The sequence below is a fragment of the Nonomuraea sp. NPDC050404 genome (assembly GCF_040655495.1).
In the GTDB taxonomy this organism is placed as follows: Bacteria; Actinomycetota; Actinomycetes; order Streptosporangiales; family Streptosporangiaceae; genus Nonomuraea.
The window spans coordinates 1-15,499 of the sequence record NZ_JBFAKB010000030.1 but is presented as its reverse complement, the minus strand read 5'-3'; the positions used below and the strand labels follow the sequence as shown (position 1 = coordinate 15,499).

Sequence of the window (15,499 nt, the reverse complement as noted above, 5' to 3'; positions counted from 1 at the left end):
CTACTCCTTGTGATCGGTTCTGGCAGGGTTGCGCCCGCGAAGGACTCGGCTGAGCTTGTCGGGATTGACCACGAAGTAGATCTCAGTGATCAGGTTCCCGGCCACGCTGAACCCCATCACCCCGACGACGCCGCCCTCGGCCTCGAAGACCAGGCCGGTCGCCCCGTTGACGGTGCTGAGCAGCGGCGTGACGACATGCCTGGCGGCGACGCCGAGCAGCAGCCGCGCCACGTTGTCCGCGCCGAAGACGGGCCGGCGCGCCACCCCGGGGACCAGCCCGCCGCCGTCGGAGCGCAGGACGACCTCCGGGTCCAGCACCTGGATCAGCTCGTCGAAGCCACCCTCGAAGCACGCCTTCATGAACGCCTCGACCGCGTGCGCGTGCTGACCGTGGTCGGGGGTGAAGCGGGGGGCGCGGCTGCGTACATGACCCCTGGCCCTGGCCACGAGCTGGCGGCAGGCCACCTCGCTGCGGCCCACCACCGCCGAGACCTCCTGGTAGGACAGGCCGAGCACCTCGCGCAGCACGAAGGCGGTCCGCTCCGCGGGGCTGAGCGATTCGAGCAGGACGAGCATCGCCATGCTGACCGACTCGTCCAGGATCACCTGCTCCTCCGGGCTCGGGCCCGGCGGCGACAGCGCACGGTCCCCCGTGGCGCCGACGAGCGGCTCGGGCAACCACGGGCCGACGTAGCTCTCCCGCCTGACCCGGGCCGAACCCAGCTCATCCAGGCAGATCCGCGCGACCACCGTGGTCAGCCAGGCCCGCACATCCCGCAGCTCGTTCTCCTGCGCACGGGTGAAGCGCAGGTACGCCTCCTGAACGGCGTCCTCGGCGTCGGCCAGCGTGCCCAGGATCCGGTAGGCGACCTCGGTCAGATGGGCGCGGTACCGTTCGAACTCGGAGTTGTCCGCTCGCATACCAATAAGACGACGAAACCGCTCCGGCCGTGACAAACGATCAGGCGCCGCTGCCTTCCCGCGCGTTCCCGTGCCCTCGCGCCTCGTCCAGCACATCGAGGTAGTCGGCGAGCTTGCCCGCCGCGATCAGCATGGCCCGCCCGCGGTCGGCGAGCCGCCGCCGCCAGTCGCCGAGCGAGTGGGCCAGCGGCTCGGGGCCGCCGGCGCTGCGTACCTGCCGCATGACCGTGGTGATGTGCTCCAGCGGGAAACCGCCGCGCCTGAGCATGTGGGCGAGCCGGGCGTCGCGGATGTCGCCCGCGGTGTAGTGCCTCTGGTGGGTACGCGGGTCGCGTTCCGGCGCGAGAATCCCGGCGCGTTCCCACTTCCTGAGGGTCGCCGGCGACAGGCCCAGCCGGTGCGCCAGGTGACCGATCAGCAGCGGGCCGTCCGGGGGATCGGCGGCCAGCGGCTGGGTGAGCGAGCCGACGGCCGCCTCGACGGCGTCGAGCGTCTCGCGGTCGCGCAGCAACTGGGCGTGGCTGCGGTCGATCGCCAGCAGCGCGGCGTCCACGTCCCCCCGGTTGGCCGCGTGCATGACCTGCCCGCCGGTCGCGTAGCCGTGCGCGGGAATGAGCGCCAGGTACGCGCGCAGGGCGTGCACGTGCACGGTGGTGTAGCTGCGGTAGCCGCTGGGCGTGCGTTCGGCCGGCGGGAGCATGCCGTCGCGCTCGTAGTTGCGTACCGCCTGCGTGGAAATCCCGTGCTCCCTGGCAAGGTGCACAGGCCGGTACACCGGTAGGTTCACGCCACGCTCCTCGCTCGTCCAGCCGGCCGGGTCAGACAAGCGTACGGCGTTTGACACCGCACCTGCTGACGGCTATCTATTGGCCAACCGTGGGGGGATGAAGTGCAGGACGCAGTGCTGGCGATGCTCGCCAAAGAGCCGTCACACGGCTATGGCCTGCGCGCCCTGCTACGGCGGAGCCTCGGCCCGCTGGGCGAGTCCATGAACCCCGGCCAGATCTACGTGACGCTGGCCCGGCTGGAAAAGGCGGGACTCGTCACCGGCGAGCGGGCGGACGGCCTGCCCGAGCGGCCGGAGCGCAAGGTGTACGCGCTGACCCCGGCCGGTCAGGAGCGGGTGATGGCCTGGCTGGGCGAGGTGGGCTGGCCGAAGCCGGACCTGGCGGAGTTCCATCTCAAGCTCGTCGCGGCGCGCGCGGCCCGGCTGGCCGACCCGGTGGAGTTGGTGGCGGCGCAGCGCCGTGAGCTGCTGCGCCGCCTGCGTGATGCGCAGCAGACGGCGCTCGCCGAACCGGCCGGGTCGGGCGCCGGGCTGCTGCTGGAGGGGGTCGTGCTGCGGCTGCGGGCGGACCTGCGCTGGCTGGACGCCTGCGAGCGGGCCTGGTCCGGGGCGGATGACGGATGAACGGACTGGTCCGGGTGCGCGGCCTGGTGAAGCACCACGGTCACGGGGAGAGCCTGGTCCGCGCGGTCGATGACGTCGACCTGGAGGTGCCCGAAGGTCAGACGCTGGCGGTGATGGGGCCCAGCGGCTGCGGGAAATCTACCCTTCTGCACCTGCTGGGCGGCCTGGAGCGGCCGAGTCGCGGGGAGGTGTGGCTGGCCGGCCGCCGTATCGACGCGTTGAGCGAGCGGGCGCTGGCGCGGATGCGGCGCCGTTCCGTGGGGTTCGTCTTCCAGGCTTTTCACCTGGTGGAGGAGTTGTCGGCGGCCGAGAACGTGGAGTTGCCCGCGCTGCTGGCCGGGCAGTCGCGGCGCGAGGCCAGGCGGCGTGCCGGTGCCCTGCTGGACCGGGTGGGGCTCGCCGGCCGCGCCCGGCATCTGCCGTCGCAGCTGTCCGGCGGGCAGTGTCAGCGGGTCGCGATCGCCCGCGCGCTGGCCAACGACCCGCTGGTCGTCCTGGCCGACGAGCCCACCGGCAACCTCGACACCACGGCGACCCTGGACGTGCTGAGGATCTTCCAGGAGCTGCGTTCCGCCGGGCAGACCCTCGTGATCGTCACGCACGACGAACGGGTCGCGGCCACCGCCGACCGCCTGGTCTCGATGCGCGACGGCATGTTCGTGGACGACCTGCGCCTGGCCGGCACCGGCACCAGCACTGGCAGTGGGCGGCTCGGCGGCCTGATCGGGCTGGAAAGCTGATCGCATTGGGCTCGATCGTGCTCGTCGCGCGCCTCGTGCTGACCGACATACGCCGACACAGGACCCATTGCGTGATGTTGCTGCTCGCGGTGAGCGCCGCCACCGCCACCTTCGCCCTGGGCCTGTCCCTGGGCGAGACGTCCCAGACGCTCTACCGGCAGACCCGCGAGGCCACCGCCGGGCCCGACCTGGTGGCGCTCGCCCCCGACGCGGGCCCCGCCGTGACCCCAGCGTTGGACTCGCTGACACGCGATCCCGCGGTCGTCGCCCGCAACGGTCCTTACCGCATGGTGTACGCCACGCTCACCGCGCGCGGCGCCACCTCCAACGTGGTGGTCCACGCCGCCGCCGAGGAACCGGGCGCGGTCAACCGCCCGCTGGTGACCTCGGGCCAGTGGGTACGCCCCGGCGGCACCGTACTCGAACAGGGCTTCGCCGCAGCGCTGGGCGTGCACGTGGGCGACCACGCCACCATCGCGGGCCGGTCGTACCCCGTCGTCGGGATCGCCGTCACCGCCGCCACCACCATCTACCCGTGGGCGCGGCAGATCGGCCCGGGCGGCGGCCCGAGCATCTGGAGCGGCCTGGCCTGGCTGACCCCGCCGGATGCCCGGGCGCTGGCATCCTCCCGGGACCTTCCGGTGACCATGGCCCTGGACCTCAAGCTGCGCGACCCCGCCGCCACCCTGGCCTTCATCGACGCCCATCCCATCCGCACGACCCGGATGTGGTGGGCCGCCTGGCAGGACATGGCCCTGCGCAACACCAACCTCATCAGGACCAGCCAGCCGATCCTGGTCGTCGGCAGCTGGCTGCTCGCCTTCCTGGCCGTCACCGGAGTGGCCGCGATGGCCGCCGGGCGCGCCGCCGCGCAGACGTACCGGGCCGGGGTGCTCAAGGCGGTGGGCGCCACCCCCGGCCTGATCGCCGCCGTGTTGTTCACCGAATACCTGGTTCTGGCGCTGCTGGCCGACGTGGTGGGGCTGACGCTCGCCCGCCTGGCCGCGCCCGCCTTCGCCAGTCCCAGCGCCAGCCTGATCGTCGGCGACGCCGGACTGAGCGGCTTCACCATCGCCGCGACGACCGCCCTGGCGGTGGCGGTGGCGGCGCTGGCCACCCTGGCTCCCACGCTGCGGGCGCTGCGCACCGCCACGGTCACCGCGCTGGCCGGAACCGCCCGCCGGCCCCGCCACCGTCCCCGGCTGACCTCCCTGTCCGCGCTGCTGCCCACCCCGCTCCTGCTCGGGCTGCGCCTGACCGCCCGCCGGCCGGGCCGCGCCCTGCTGCACGCGTGCGCCACCGCCGCCACGATGACCGCCGTGACCGCCCTGCTGACCTTTTACGCCCAGCAGGAGCAGGGCTACGGCCTGGGCTCTTCCATGCTGCCGAACCTGCGCAACGAGCAGGACCGCCACCTGCTGCTGATGGTCACCATCGCCCTGATCGCCCTCGCCGCGGTGAACACCATCACGCTCACCTGGACCACGGCGATGGAGGCCACGGCGAGCATGGCCATCGCACGCACGCTCGGCGCCACCCCCGGCCAGGTCTCCGCGGGACTGTCCGCGGCCCAGCTCCTGCCCGTCCTGCCCGGCGCCGTCGCCGGCGTTCCCTTGGGCTTGGTCCTGTTCCGGCTCTTCGGCAACGGGCCGATGACGGCACCTCCCCTCTCGTGGCTGCTCACGGCCGTGCTCACGACCCTCCTGGCAACGGCGGCGCTGACCGCCGTACCCGCGCGCCTGGCGGCCCGGCGGTCCGTGGCCCGCACCCTCAGCGCGGAGACGGCCTGACCGCCACCTCGTCGAGCAGCTTGACGTTTCCGATCGCTATGGACGGAGCACCCGGCGCACGGCACCACGCAGCCACTGGTGCGCCCCGTCGGCCGTGTGGCGCGGATGCCAGGCCATGCCGATCGTCAGCGGTGGCAGGGGCAGCGGGATGTCCAGGAGACGGAGTCCCAGCGCGTACGCCGCGTCGCTGAGGGGTGAAGAGGGCTCGCCCGGCAGCGCGATGGGCACCAGGCAGACCGCGTCGCCGGTCGCGGCCAGCATCATCGCCGCCAGGTGGCCGGACAGGACGGCGCCGACCCGCCGGCTGAGCCCGTGCTCGGCCAGCGCCGCGTCCAGCGGGCCGGTGAAGCGTCCCCGGCGGCTGACCGCCACGTGCTCGGCCGCGGCGAGCGCGGCGGGCGTCAGGGGCTCCTCGGTGAGCGGGTGCCCGGCCCTGACGCCGGCCGCCATCCGCAGCGTGACCAGCTCCTCGACCCGGGTCTCCGGATCGACGTGGTCGATGGCTCCGAGCTCCAGGTCGATCCGGCCCTCGCGCAATGCGGGGCTCGCCTCCCACTCCTCGGCCAGCACCCGCAGCGAGACGCCTGGCGCCTGGCGCCTGGCCAGGTCGAGCAGGCCCGGCGCCAGTGCCGCGCCGACCAGGTCCGCGGCCTGGACGGTGAAAGTGCGGCGCAGCACGGCGGGGTCGATGCCGCCGCTCGGGGTGAGCAACGCCTCCAGCCGGCGCACCACCGCGGCCGCCTCGTTCCAGGCCCGCTGTCCTCGGCGCACCGGAGGCAGCCGATGCCCGCTGACCGCACCGAGCCGCCGATCGCCACGTTCATGCTGGTCAAGACCACGCCGAGGAGCAGGCGATGACCGTGGACGGGATCCGGATCGCGCACCGATTAGGTTTCCGCGCCGTGCCCGTCTGTACGAGTGAGATCGACTCACAGGAGGCTGGCACGATGCGGAAACTGATCTTCGGCATGAACCTGAGCCTGGACGGCTACATCGCCGCGCCCGGCGACGACATCGGCTGGAGCGTACCGAGCGACGAGCTGTTCCAGTGGTGGTCCGACCGGGTGGGGGAGACCGGCCTGGCGCTGTACGGGCGCAAACTGTGGGAGATGATGAGCTCCCACTGGCCGACCGCCGACCAGCAGCCCGGCGCCACACCGGCGGAGATCGAGTACGCCCGCCGCTGGCGGGACATGCCGAAGGTGGTGTTCTCCTCGACGACCGGCACGGTCGACTGGAACACCCGCCTGGTCACCGGCGACGCGGTCACCGAGATCACCCGGCTCAAGGCCGAAGACGGCGGCCCCATGGACATCTGCGGCGCCACACTTGCCGCAGCGGCCATGCGGGCCGGACTGATCGACGAGTACGCGCTGGTCACCGCACCGGTCTTGCTGGGCGGCGGCACGCCGTTCTTCACAGCCCTGGACAGCTGGGTGAACCTGAACCTGGTGGAGACGCGGACGTTTCCCGGCGGCGTGGTGCTGACCCGATATGAGACGAGGCGATGAGCACGGGCCAGCTGCTCGGCTCGTGAGGCCAGGTCCACATCCTTCCCGGCGCGCTCACCGTGACCCTCGGCCGTCTGACGACAGGCTCGCGGGCAGGCCCAGCCAGGGTTTGTCCGTGGCGTCGAATCCGGTGAGCTCGGCGATCTTCCCGTCGACGATGTGCAGGACCGCGATGTTGAACAGCCGGTACTCCGGGTCGTCGGGGGCGCGGAGGTACAGCACGGCGGCAGGCATGCGGTTGACGGTCGTGGTGATACAACGCCAGTCGTCGTAGCCGTGCTGGAAGAGCCCATGGGAGACCCAGCCGTCCACCGCGTCCTTGGCCGTAATGGTCGATGTGCCCGGCTCGGGCAGCATCGCGAAACGCAGGTCGTCGCGCAGCAGGGACATCAGCCCGTCGAGGTCGTTGCGCTCATGGGCGTCGATATACGACTTCACCACGCCGCGCTCGTCATTCGACAACTCGTGGGTGGCGGGGCTTCGCCAGTCGAGGCGGCGGCCGGGCAGTTGCTCTCGCATCGTCACACGGGCCCGCTGCAGTGCGCTGGTCACCGATGCGACGGTCAGTTCGAGGGCGTCGGCGGCTTTCGACGCCGGCCAGCCGAGGACGTCGCGCAGGATGAACGCCGCCCGCTGCCGCGGCGGCAGGTGCTGGACGGCGACGATGAACGCCAGCTCGATCGTCTCCCGCGCCACCACCGATTCCTGCGGGTCCTCGGGGAGCATCCGGTCGGGGTAGGGCTGCAGGTACAGCACCTCGGAGTCGGGGTCCGGGAGCTCGGACGGCACGGGTGTGCGGTCGTTGCGCTTCTCCAGGAAGTCGAGGCAGGCGTTCGTCGCGATCCGGTACAGCCAGGTCCGCAGGGTCGCGTGGCCCCTGAACGACTCCCGCTTGTTCCACGCTCGCAGGAACGTCTCCTGCGTCATGTCCTGGGCGTCCTCGTAGTTCGCGAGCATCCGGTAGCAGTGCACCTGCAGCTCACGCCGGTGGCGCTCCGAGATGAGTGCGAACCGCGCCGTGTCGCCCGAGCGGGCCGCCGCGATGAACGTGGCCTCGTCGGCGCCCAGCGGTCTGGCGTCGGTCATGGTCATCAATCCTTCCACAGGTGCGTGAGGGCTGACAGAACTGACGATGCGGTGCCGACCGGCTCATCGCCGGCAACCTCGGCAGCACCTGAACCCGATCTTTGCCGGCCGGCCATATCCGCCCGATTTCGGCGAGCACCACGGGAACCTCGGCTCGCCGGCTTCGGCCACGGCGAGCCATCATCCAGGTGTACGTCGTATACCTCATTGGTTTACTGTGTACACCATGAACGCAGCGGAACGGATCGCCGACGCGGCGCAGGGCATCCTCGTGGGGGAGGGGGCGCGGGCCGTCACCATGCGGCGGGTCGCCGACCTGGCGGGCGTGTCGCCGATGGCGGCCTACAAACACTTCCCGAACCGTCAGGCGCTCCTCGACACGGTGGCCGAGCGGGCCTTCCGGGAACTGGCCGCGCGGTGGGGCAAGCAAGCACCCGGCGGTTCCTGGGAGGAGCGGGCGTTCGGTCAGCTGGCGGACTTTCTGGACTTCGCCCTGGGGCGGCCGCATCTGTACACGTTCCTCATGACCGACCACCGCGAACGGGCCCGGCGCTTCCCCGGCGACTTCGAGACCGGCGGGTCGCCGTTCAGGAACCTCGTCGTGCTGGTCGAGGAGGGCATGCGTGAAGGGATCTTGCGTGAGGACGACCCGCTGGAGGTGACCATGGCGCTCACCTCGGCCGTGCAGGGGCTCGTGCAGCTCTACCTCGGTGGCCGCATCGACCTGGAGGAAGACGGCTTCCGCGCGCTGTGTGAGCGTACGGTGAGGAGGACTCTCGATGGCGTCAGGAAGTAGGCGGCGGTGGTGGGTCGCGGGTGTGGCGGCCTTGGTCGTCCTGGTCGCGGTGACGGGGGTGGGCGGCTGGTACGGCAGCGACCAGGCGATCAAGGTCGTGCACTACGGCACGAGTAACACCAGAGTTCTCGCCGTACAAGGTGACCTGGTGACGCTGGAGCAGACGCCGCAGACCGCCAAGCCGGGCACGTACTGGCTGGAGTGGACCGGCGCGTACTCGATGCTCGGAGACGTCGTGGCCCGCGCGCCCGGCCGGGTGACGCGCAAGGTGCTGCGCGGGCCGGTGCCCTCGGTGGGCACCCCCGGGCACTTCGGCAACGTGCCGCCCGGCGATCCCAAGGTCGCCTGGGGGATCGACTACACCGAGATCATGGTGCCCACCGAGCTCGGGCCCGCGCCGGCCTGGTACGTGCCCGGCGAGAGCGACACCTGGGTCGTCGCCGTGCACGGGCAGAACGGGCGGCGCAAGGCGGAGCTGAAGATCCTGCCCATCGTGCACGAACGCGGGCTGCCCTTCCTGGACATCACCTACCGCAACGACGAAGGCGCGCCACCCTCGCCCGACGGGCTGCTGCACCTGGGCGACTCGGAGTGGCGTGACCTGGAGGCCGCCGTGCGCCAGGCGCGGACGATGGGGGCGCGGCGGTTCATCCTGTACGGCACCTCGATGGGCGGCCAGATCGTCGGGCAGTTCCTGGCCAGGTCACCCCTGGCGAGCCTGGTCGACAAGGTCGTCATGGACGCGCCCATGATCGACGTGGGCATGACCGCGGAACAGGGCGCCAGAAACCTCGGCCTGCCCGGTTTCGTGGCCGGGCTGACGAATCAGATCACCGAGTGGCGCACCGGGATCGACACGGACCGGCTCAGCCTGATCCGCCACCCGCCGAAGGTCAGGCCGCCCCTCCTGCTGATCCACACCGTCCCCGACAGCGACCATCCGATCCAGGAGATGTACGCCCTGGTCGAGGTCGGCAAGCGCCTCGGCTGGCAGATCCGGTTCGAGCCGTTCGCGCGGGGCGAGCACACGGAGGCGTGGAACGTGGATCGCGCCCGCTACGACCGGCTCGTACGTGACTTCCTGGCGTAACCCGCTCAGACGGCTACGTACCGATCGCTCGCCTGCCCGCGCAGATGGCCGGGCGGCAGTTTCCGGCCATAGGCGACCAGCAGCAGGTCCTGGGCGGCGCCGGTCAGCGGCGTGCCGGTGCCGAAGGACCAGCCGAGGTCGTCGGCCCGCAGTTCGACGCCCGTAAGGTCGGCGCCGAAGAACTTCGCGGTCCGGGCGGTGACGTTGTCCAGCAGGACGCGCACGCGCTCTTCCGGCACCCGGCGTTCGAGACCGAGCGCGACCGTGATGTCCAGGCCGTGCACCACGTCGTGGCCCAGCGCGGCCGCGATGCCGCCGACCGGCGGCTTCCAGGGGTGGTGCGCGTTGTCGCGCATCGCGCGGGCCAGATCCGTGGTGGACAGGGTGGCCGCGTCGTGGCGGGCCCGCCGGTCGGTCATCCGGTCGAGGTTGCCGCCTGCCCTGACCAGGTGCAGCAACATCGCGGGCAGCGGGCTGCGAAACCCCAGCGACAGGTGGGCGGCCACCTCTCTCACCCGCCAGCCGTCGCACAGGCTCGGGGCGTCCCACTGGGCGGGGGTCAGGCCGTCCAGCATCGTCGCGAGCTCCCGGCGCTCGGCCGCGATCATGGTCTTGATCTCTTCTCTCATAATCAGATTACTGTAATAATGAGATTATGAGAGTGACAAGGGCGGAGGCCAAGGAACGTAACCGGCGGGCCCTGGTGACCTCCGCGCGCCAGGCCGTCGCCAGGGACGGCCACCGGGCCAAGCTGGAGGAGATCGCCGAGCAGGCGGGCCTGACGACCGGTGCCGTCTACTCGTTGTTCGGCAACAAGACGGGCCTGCTGATCGCGGTCCTCACCGAATACCTCGGCCCGCACTACGAGGACCTGGAGCAACTCGCCGCCGCCGGTCCCGAGGTGGGCGGGGCGGTGGACGCCTTCGCCCGTCACTACCGGCGCCAGTGCGACGATCCCGACGCGCTGCGGCACCTGTCGTTCGAGATCAGCCTGCAGGACCTGGCCCTGCGCGATCCGGAGCTGCGGCCCAAGCTGGCCGCCTCCGTACGGGGGCACGAGGAGCGGCTCACCACGCTGTTCACCGGCATGACCCACGACGGGGCCGCGCTCACGTCCCGGCAGGCGCGACGCCTGGCCACGGCGCTGCGCGCGCTCCTGGTCGGCCTCAGCCAGGGTGTCATCCTCGGCCTGACCGACACGGCCCCCGAACAGTACTTCGCCGACGCCGCCCGCGCCCTGGTCACCCCGGACGTGCTCGGCCCGCCCTAACCGGCGATGATGGCGGCCAGTTCGCCGGGGTGGGTGAGCTGCGGGTAGTGCCCGGCGCCGTCGATCGTGGTCACGGGCCTGTCCACCGCCGCCGTCAGCGGGTTGGCCGATCCCACGACGATCTCCACGGGGACCTCCACCCGGTCGAGGGCCCGCCGCAGCTCCTCACGGCCCGCGTGGGCGGCCCGCATGGCGGCGACCACCCGGCGGGCCGCACCGGGGCGGGCCAGATTCGCCGCCGCGGTGGCCACGGCAGGGCTCTCGGGTACGCCGAGCGTACCCGCCAGGCGTTCCGCCGACATCCGCCGCAGCAGGGGAGCGGCCGCGGCCGAGCGCAGCAGCCGGGACGAAGGAGCCTGGAGGAAGGCCGGGGCGACCAGCACCAGACGGGAGACGCGGTCGGGGTGGGCCGCGGCGTAGTGGATGGCGGGGATGCAGGCCAGCGAGTGCGCGACGAGAACCGGCCGGGTGTTCGCGGGCCGCAACAACTCGGCGAGCCACTCGCTGGCGGGCAGACGGCGGTCGGCGAACCGGGCGTCATCGGCAGGCCGCGCGTTGGAAGATGGTCGCGCGTTAGAGGATGGCAGGGCCCCGCTCTCGGTGAGTCGGCCGCCGGCAGGACCTGAGCGGCCGAGGCCGGGGAGGTCGGCTGCCAGCGTGGGGGCGTCGAGCCCGTCCCTGACCTCCGCCCAGGAGCCGGAGTCCAGCGGCAGCCCGTGCAGCAGCACGTAGCCGGGCCGTTCCGGCTCGCCCTCCACCCAGGTCGGCACCCCCGCCACCCGCCGGTACCCGTACGGGCCGCGCGGCGCCGCCGCCTGCCCGAATCGGGCCGCCACCAGGTCGTCGGCCCAGGTCGTGAGCGCCGCCTCGACCGCCGGCGGACGCAGCCCGGTCCGCTCGGCGAAGGCGTCGGCGGGCGCGGTGTCGTACCGGTCGGAGGACAGGAACGACAGCGTCTCGGGGTCCACGCCGGTCAGCGCGCGGGGAAGCAGCCGCAGCAGCCCGACCGGGACCGTACGCCGGGGCGCCCGCACCCCCATGTGCCCGGCCAGCAACTCCACGAGCTCGGGCAGGACCGGAGTCCGGTCGTCGAGCACCCAATAGGCGCTGAGCGGCCCCCGATCGTGCTCGGGCAGGTTGGCCATGAAGGCCGCGAAGTACCCGGCCTCGACCACCGGGACGAACACCTCGCCGCCCCCGGGAACGGCGGGCAGCCGCCCGTGCCACAGATCCGACACCACGCTCGCCAGGCCGACGAACTGGCCGGGACCGATCACGCTGGCGGGGTTGGCGATGCTCAGCGGCAGGTCCAGGTCACGGGCGCGCGCCCGGACGGCCACGTCCGCCTCGACCTTCGACGCCTCGTACGCCCCCAGCCCGCGAGGGTCCTTCGCGCCGCCCACCCGGTACCCGGAGATGTGCACCACGCGCCGGAGTTTCGCCAGGCCGGCGGCCCAGTCCAGAATGTGCAGCGCCCCGGTCACGTTCGCGGCCCGCGCCTCTTCCGCGGTGAGGCCGAAGGCGTACCGGCCTGCGCAGTTGTAGACGTCGCGCACCGCCGCCAGGTCCGCCTCCGCAGGTAGGCCGAGGCCGGGGCGGGTGATGTCGGCCCGGACGACGGTCAGGCCGTCCGGGGAGATGCCCTGCTCCTCAAGCCAGGACGTCAGGCTCTCCCCGCCGGAACGGGCCGCCGCGGCGACCGCGTGCCCCCTTCGCAGCAGTTCGGCGACGAGGAAGCGCCCGGTGAAGCCGGCGGCGCCGAAGACGATCGAGTCGGGTTGCATGAGCTTCTCCAGTAGATCGGTCTACATATTTTCAGGACATGCGAACGGCAGGCCGCCCGCCCCTTCTTAAAGCAGGGTCGTGATCCGCCGGCCCACGCGTTCGAGCGGCTCCCGGCTGCGCCGCGTCCTGGCCAGCAGCAGCGCCCCTTCGATCAGGGCGAGCACGGTCGTGGCGACGTCCTCGGCCTCGGGATGCCCGTCGGCGATCAGCCGGTCGCGCAGGGCGCCCTCCCAGGAGTCGTAGACCCCGGCACACACCTGCTGCAACTCGTCATGGCCGGCCGCCATCTCCAGGGCGACCGTGGCCACCGGGCATCCCTTGCGCCAGCCCGACTCCTCCAGCCGATCGCCGAGCAGACCGAGCATCCCGGTGACCAGGGCGGCGGCGTCGGGTGCGGTCTCGGCCAGCTCCTGCGCGGCCATCTCGATCCTGTGTCCGGACCGCCGCAGCGACTCGGCGACCATGTGGTCCTTGCCGCCGGGGAAGTGGAAGTAGAGCGATCCGCGAGGCATGCCGCTGGCCGCTATCACCTGGTTCATCCCGGCGCCGAAGTACCCACCGGCCTCGACCAGTTCCTGCGTCGCGTCGAGCAACCGCCCGCGCGTGTCGTCACCTTTGCGTCCCACACCCGGAAAAGTAGACCGGTCTGCCTATTTTCGCAAGTTCGCCCCACGCGATGACGCATGTGCAAGCCCGCCTGATCAACAGTGATATGCTGTGGTCACTGCTGAAGCCTTCTCGGCCGGACTCGCCTCCGCCCGGGGAGGCTTTTTTTGTTTCAGCAGTCCGACGCGAGGATTCACCATGACCACACGCACGACCCCGGCGGCGTCCGCGGGCACCTGGCGGCTCGGCGACCTGACCGTCAACAGGATCGGATTCGGCGCGATGCGCCTGACGGGCCGCGCCGCCTTCACCTCTGACGCCTCGGTGAACCGAGAGCGTTCGATCGGCGTGCTGCGCGACGCGGTCGAGCTCGGGGTCAACCACATCGACACCGCCGCGTTCTACTTCTCGCCGCGGTTGTCGGCCAACGAGCTGATCAACCGGGCGCTGTCGCCGTACCCGGACGACCTGGTCATCACCACGAAGGTCTGGCCGGGACGGGACCCGTCCGGCGACTGGTGGTGGGCGAGTCCCGCGCAGTTGCGCGGCCAGGTCGAGGAGAACCTGCGCCAGCTCGGCCGCGACCACCTCGACGTCGTGAACCTGCGGGTTCCCGTGAGCGGGAGAACGGATTCGATCGCCGAGCACTTCGGCGCGCTGGCCGACCTGCGCCAGGCCGGGCTGATCCGCCACCTGGGCGTCTCCAACGTCACCGCCGCGCAACTGGCCGAGGCGCGGGCCGTCGCCCCGGTGGTCTGCGTGCAGAACGCCTTCGGCGTCGGCGCGGCGGCCGGCGAGCGCGAGCTGCTGCGGGAGTGCGGCGAGCAGGGCATCGCCTACGTGCCGTTCTTCGCGATCGCCGGCGCCGGGCGCGAGGCAGGAGCAGGCGGGGACGACGACGAGGCGGTGCTCGCCGTCGCCCGCGAGCGCGACGTCACGCCCGCCCAGGTACGGCTGGCCTGGACGCTGGCCCAGGGGCCGAACGTGCTGGCCATCCCGGGCACCGGCGACCCCGCCCACCTCGCCGAGAACGTGGCCGCGGGCGCGCTGCGGCTGTCGGGAGAGGAGATGACCCGCCTGGCGGCCATCGGGGGCTGAACGCGGGAAGAGATGGCCCGCCTGAGGCCATCGGGTCTGACGGCGTTTAGTGGACCTTGCCGAGCTTGCCGTCCGGGGAAATCATCGGGCTGCCGGGCTGCCATCGAGGCGGGATGACCCGCCTGTCATGCCTGAAAAGGAGCTCGTCATGAAGTCCACTTCGCGCACTCGCGCCGCTCTGCGCGTGTTGCCCGTCCTGCTGGCCCTGCAGGTCGCTGTGCTCCTGCCGGCCGCTCCCGCGGGCGCCGCGACGTGGGCGGTGGTCGCGACGCCCAACGCCTCGAACGAGCTCAACGCGTTCGAGGGCGTGGACGCGCTGACCACCACCGACGCGTGGGCGGTCGGCCGCGCGGAACACCCGGGCCAGCCGAGTGTCCGGCCCCTCACCGCACGCTGGAACGGCAGCGCCTGGTCGATCGTGACCACACCGGCGACCGGCGGCCGGCTCAACGGGGTGGACGGCAGCGCGCCGGACAACGTCTGGGCGGTCGGCGCCGGCACCACCGGCCCGCTGGCCGAACGGTGGAACGGCAGCTCGTGGAGCATCGTGCCCACCCCTGCCCCGCCGGGCGCGCTCAGCGCGTCGTTGTCCGGCGTGAAGACCTTCTCCGGCACGAACGCGTGGGCGGTCGGCTCGTACGGCACCTCGGCGGCCCCGAACACCCGCACCCTGATCCAGCGGTGGAACGGCACGAGCTGGTCCATCGTGCCCAGCCCGAGCCCGGACCCGATCCGCAACCTGCTGACCGACGTGGACGGCGCCTCGGCGAACGACGTCTGGGCCATCGGCAACGCCGGCGACGACGGGTACGGCGGCGGCACCGTCGCCGGGCTCGTGCTGCACTGGGACGGCTCCGCCTGGACCCAGGTGAACGTGCCTGGCGCGGTCTCCGACGGCACGTTCAACCTGCCCGTGCTGCAGGACGTGTTCGCGCGGTCGGCGAACGACGTGTGGATCGTCGGCCGGGCGTTCAGCTGGATCGACTTCAGGGTCGTGCCGATCGCACTGCACTGGAACGGGCAGACGTGGCAGCGCTCGGTCATGTCCACCGCGCCGAACGACGGAGCCGGCTTCCACGGCGTGGCCGCCCTGTCCGCGACCCAGGTGTACGCGGTCGGCAGCGTGGTCGCGCGGTGGACGGGCACCACCTGGGCCGCGGAGAGCTTCGCGCCGGGCGGTTCGCTCTCCGACGCCGCCGCGATCGGCCCCTCGACCGTCTGGGGCGCCGGATCGCGTTACGACACGGGCCTGGGCCGCTTCCGTACCCTGGCGGTGCGCACCACCAACGGCTGACGGCGGCTAGTGTCCCGGTCTTGAGTTTCGTCATCTAATGGAGGGATGGCGGGCAGACCACGACGTCCGCTCGTGCTGAGTGTGGACGAGCGGCGGACGCT

At 72.0% G+C, this 15,499-nt stretch carries 16 protein-coding genes; 9 read left to right on the top strand and 7 right to left on the bottom strand.

Features of this window, described 5'->3' with window-relative positions; all coding sequences use genetic code 11:
- Together sigJ and AB0I81_RS51150 are read right to left on the bottom strand one after the other, a co-directional pair.
- A complete protein-coding gene (sigJ, locus tag AB0I81_RS51155) occupies nt 1–921 on the bottom strand; it encodes an RNA polymerase sigma factor SigJ (RefSeq protein ID WP_360674676.1) in 921 nt (306 codons plus the stop codon).
- Between the two features lie 40 nt (nt 922–961).
- Nucleotides 962–1,708 (bottom strand): TioE family transcriptional regulator, encoded by a 747-nt coding sequence (locus AB0I81_RS51150; protein WP_360674673.1) that lies wholly within the window; start codon nt 1,706–1,708, stop codon nt 962–964.
- Nucleotides 1,709–1,810: 102 nt separating this feature from the next.
- Between AB0I81_RS51150 and AB0I81_RS51145 the strand changes: the two genes are divergently transcribed.
- From AB0I81_RS51145 to AB0I81_RS51135, 3 genes are all read left to right on the top strand, one after another.
- On the top strand, nt 1,811–2,332 hold the full coding sequence (locus AB0I81_RS51145) for a PadR family transcriptional regulator (RefSeq protein WP_360674670.1): 522 nt from the start codon (nt 1,811–1,813) through the stop codon (nt 2,330–2,332).
- A complete protein-coding gene (locus tag AB0I81_RS51140; RefSeq protein ID WP_360674667.1) occupies nt 2,329–3,072 on the top strand; it encodes an ABC transporter ATP-binding protein in 744 nt (247 codons plus the stop codon). The genes AB0I81_RS51145 and AB0I81_RS51140 overlap by 4 nt, the downstream gene beginning before the upstream one ends.
- Nucleotides 3,073–3,146: 74 nt before the next feature.
- A complete protein-coding gene (locus tag AB0I81_RS51135) occupies nt 3,147–4,862 on the top strand; it encodes an FtsX-like permease family protein (protein ID WP_360674997.1) in 1,716 nt (571 codons plus the stop codon).
- A 36-nt stretch (nt 4,863–4,898) separates the two neighbouring features.
- Here the strand turns inward: AB0I81_RS51135 and AB0I81_RS51130 are convergent, their stop codons facing one another.
- Nucleotides 4,899–5,633 (bottom strand): LysR substrate-binding domain-containing protein, encoded by a 735-nt coding sequence (locus tag AB0I81_RS51130; protein ID WP_360674664.1) that lies wholly within the window; start codon nt 5,631–5,633, stop codon nt 4,899–4,901.
- 176 nt (nt 5,634–5,809) lie between these two features.
- Here AB0I81_RS51130 and AB0I81_RS51125 point away from each other — a divergent pair, with 176 nt between their 5' ends.
- Nucleotides 5,810–6,373, top strand: coding sequence for a dihydrofolate reductase family protein (locus AB0I81_RS51125; protein WP_360674994.1), 564 nt, complete (start codon nt 5,810–5,812; stop codon nt 6,371–6,373).
- 54 nt (nt 6,374–6,427) lie between these two features.
- Here AB0I81_RS51125 and AB0I81_RS51120 read toward each other — a convergent pair whose 3' ends face one another.
- Nucleotides 6,428–7,459 carry an RNA polymerase subunit sigma-70 gene (locus tag AB0I81_RS51120; RefSeq protein ID WP_360674661.1) on the bottom strand — a complete coding sequence of 344 codons (1,032 nt, stop codon included), beginning with the start codon at nt 7,457–7,459 and terminating at the stop codon, nt 6,428–6,430.
- A 226-nt stretch (nt 7,460–7,685) separates the two neighbouring features.
- Between AB0I81_RS51120 and AB0I81_RS51115 the strand changes: the two genes are divergently transcribed.
- Both AB0I81_RS51115 and AB0I81_RS51110 read left to right on the top strand, forming a co-directional pair.
- On the top strand, nt 7,686–8,255 hold the full coding sequence (locus AB0I81_RS51115; protein WP_360674658.1) for a TetR/AcrR family transcriptional regulator: 570 nt from the start codon (nt 7,686–7,688) through the stop codon (nt 8,253–8,255).
- Nucleotides 8,239–9,345, top strand: coding sequence for a prolyl oligopeptidase family serine peptidase (locus AB0I81_RS51110; RefSeq protein WP_360674655.1), 1,107 nt, complete (start codon nt 8,239–8,241; stop codon nt 9,343–9,345). Before AB0I81_RS51115 ends, AB0I81_RS51110 begins: the two co-directional genes overlap by 17 nt.
- Nucleotides 9,346–9,350: 5 nt before the next feature.
- On the opposite strand, the gene AB0I81_RS51105 is transcribed toward AB0I81_RS51110, so the two are convergent.
- Complete coding sequence (locus AB0I81_RS51105; protein ID WP_360674652.1) at nt 9,351–9,974, bottom strand: maleylpyruvate isomerase family mycothiol-dependent enzyme; 624 nt, start codon at nt 9,972–9,974, stop codon at nt 9,351–9,353.
- Between the two features lie 26 nt (nt 9,975–10,000).
- Here AB0I81_RS51105 and AB0I81_RS51100 point away from each other — a divergent pair, with 26 nt between their 5' ends.
- Entirely contained in the window at nt 10,001–10,615 is a 615-nt protein-coding gene (locus AB0I81_RS51100) for a TetR/AcrR family transcriptional regulator (protein WP_360674650.1), read from the top strand.
- Here the strand turns inward: AB0I81_RS51100 and AB0I81_RS51095 are convergent.
- Complete coding sequence (locus AB0I81_RS51095; RefSeq protein WP_360674647.1) at nt 10,612–12,399, bottom strand: alpha/beta fold hydrolase; 1,788 nt, start codon at nt 12,397–12,399, stop codon at nt 10,612–10,614. The genes AB0I81_RS51100 and AB0I81_RS51095 overlap by 4 nt on opposite strands.
- A gap of 66 nt (nt 12,400–12,465) precedes the next feature.
- Complete coding sequence (locus AB0I81_RS51090) at nt 12,466–13,026, bottom strand: TetR/AcrR family transcriptional regulator (protein WP_360674644.1); 561 nt, start codon at nt 13,024–13,026, stop codon at nt 12,466–12,468.
- A 178-nt stretch (nt 13,027–13,204) separates the two neighbouring features.
- Between AB0I81_RS51090 and AB0I81_RS51085 the strand changes: the two genes are divergently transcribed.
- Together AB0I81_RS51085 and AB0I81_RS51080 are read left to right on the top strand one after the other, a co-directional pair.
- On the top strand, nt 13,205–14,104 hold the full coding sequence (locus AB0I81_RS51085) for an oxidoreductase (protein ID WP_360674641.1): 900 nt from the start codon (nt 13,205–13,207) through the stop codon (nt 14,102–14,104).
- A gap of 148 nt (nt 14,105–14,252) precedes the next feature.
- Complete coding sequence (locus AB0I81_RS51080; protein WP_360674638.1) at nt 14,253–15,398, top strand: hypothetical protein; 1,146 nt, start codon at nt 14,253–14,255, stop codon at nt 15,396–15,398.
- The last annotated feature ends 101 nt before the right edge of the window (nt 15,399–15,499 follow it).

Excerpts from the sequence above, each read along its gene's own strand:
- sigJ (WP_360674676.1), bottom strand. The coding sequence starts at position 921 with ATGCGAGCGGACAACTCCGAGTTCGAACGGTACCGCGCCCATCTGACC.
- AB0I81_RS51140 (WP_360674667.1), top strand. The coding sequence starts at position 2,329 with ATGAACGGACTGGTCCGGGTGCGCGGCCTGGTGAAGCACCACGGTCAC.
- AB0I81_RS51135 (WP_360674997.1), top strand. The coding sequence starts at position 3,147 with ATGTTGCTGCTCGCGGTGAGCGCCGCCACCGCCACCTTCGCCCTGGGC.
- AB0I81_RS51125 (WP_360674994.1), top strand. The coding sequence starts at position 5,810 with ATGCGGAAACTGATCTTCGGCATGAACCTGAGCCTGGACGGCTACATC.
- AB0I81_RS51120 (WP_360674661.1), bottom strand. The coding sequence starts at position 7,459 with ATGACCGACGCCAGACCGCTGGGCGCCGACGAGGCCACGTTCATCGCG.
- AB0I81_RS51115 (WP_360674658.1), top strand. The coding sequence starts at position 7,686 with ATGAACGCAGCGGAACGGATCGCCGACGCGGCGCAGGGCATCCTCGTG.
- AB0I81_RS51110 (WP_360674655.1), top strand. The coding sequence starts at position 8,239 with ATGGCGTCAGGAAGTAGGCGGCGGTGGTGGGTCGCGGGTGTGGCGGCC.
- AB0I81_RS51105 (WP_360674652.1), bottom strand. The coding sequence starts at position 9,974 with ATGAGAGAAGAGATCAAGACCATGATCGCGGCCGAGCGCCGGGAGCTC.
- AB0I81_RS51100 (WP_360674650.1), top strand. The coding sequence starts at position 10,001 with ATGAGAGTGACAAGGGCGGAGGCCAAGGAACGTAACCGGCGGGCCCTG.
- AB0I81_RS51095 (WP_360674647.1), bottom strand. The coding sequence starts at position 12,399 with ATGCAACCCGACTCGATCGTCTTCGGCGCCGCCGGCTTCACCGGGCGC.
- AB0I81_RS51085 (WP_360674641.1), top strand. The coding sequence starts at position 13,205 with ATGACCACACGCACGACCCCGGCGGCGTCCGCGGGCACCTGGCGGCTC.
- AB0I81_RS51080 (WP_360674638.1), top strand. The coding sequence starts at position 14,253 with ATGAAGTCCACTTCGCGCACTCGCGCCGCTCTGCGCGTGTTGCCCGTC.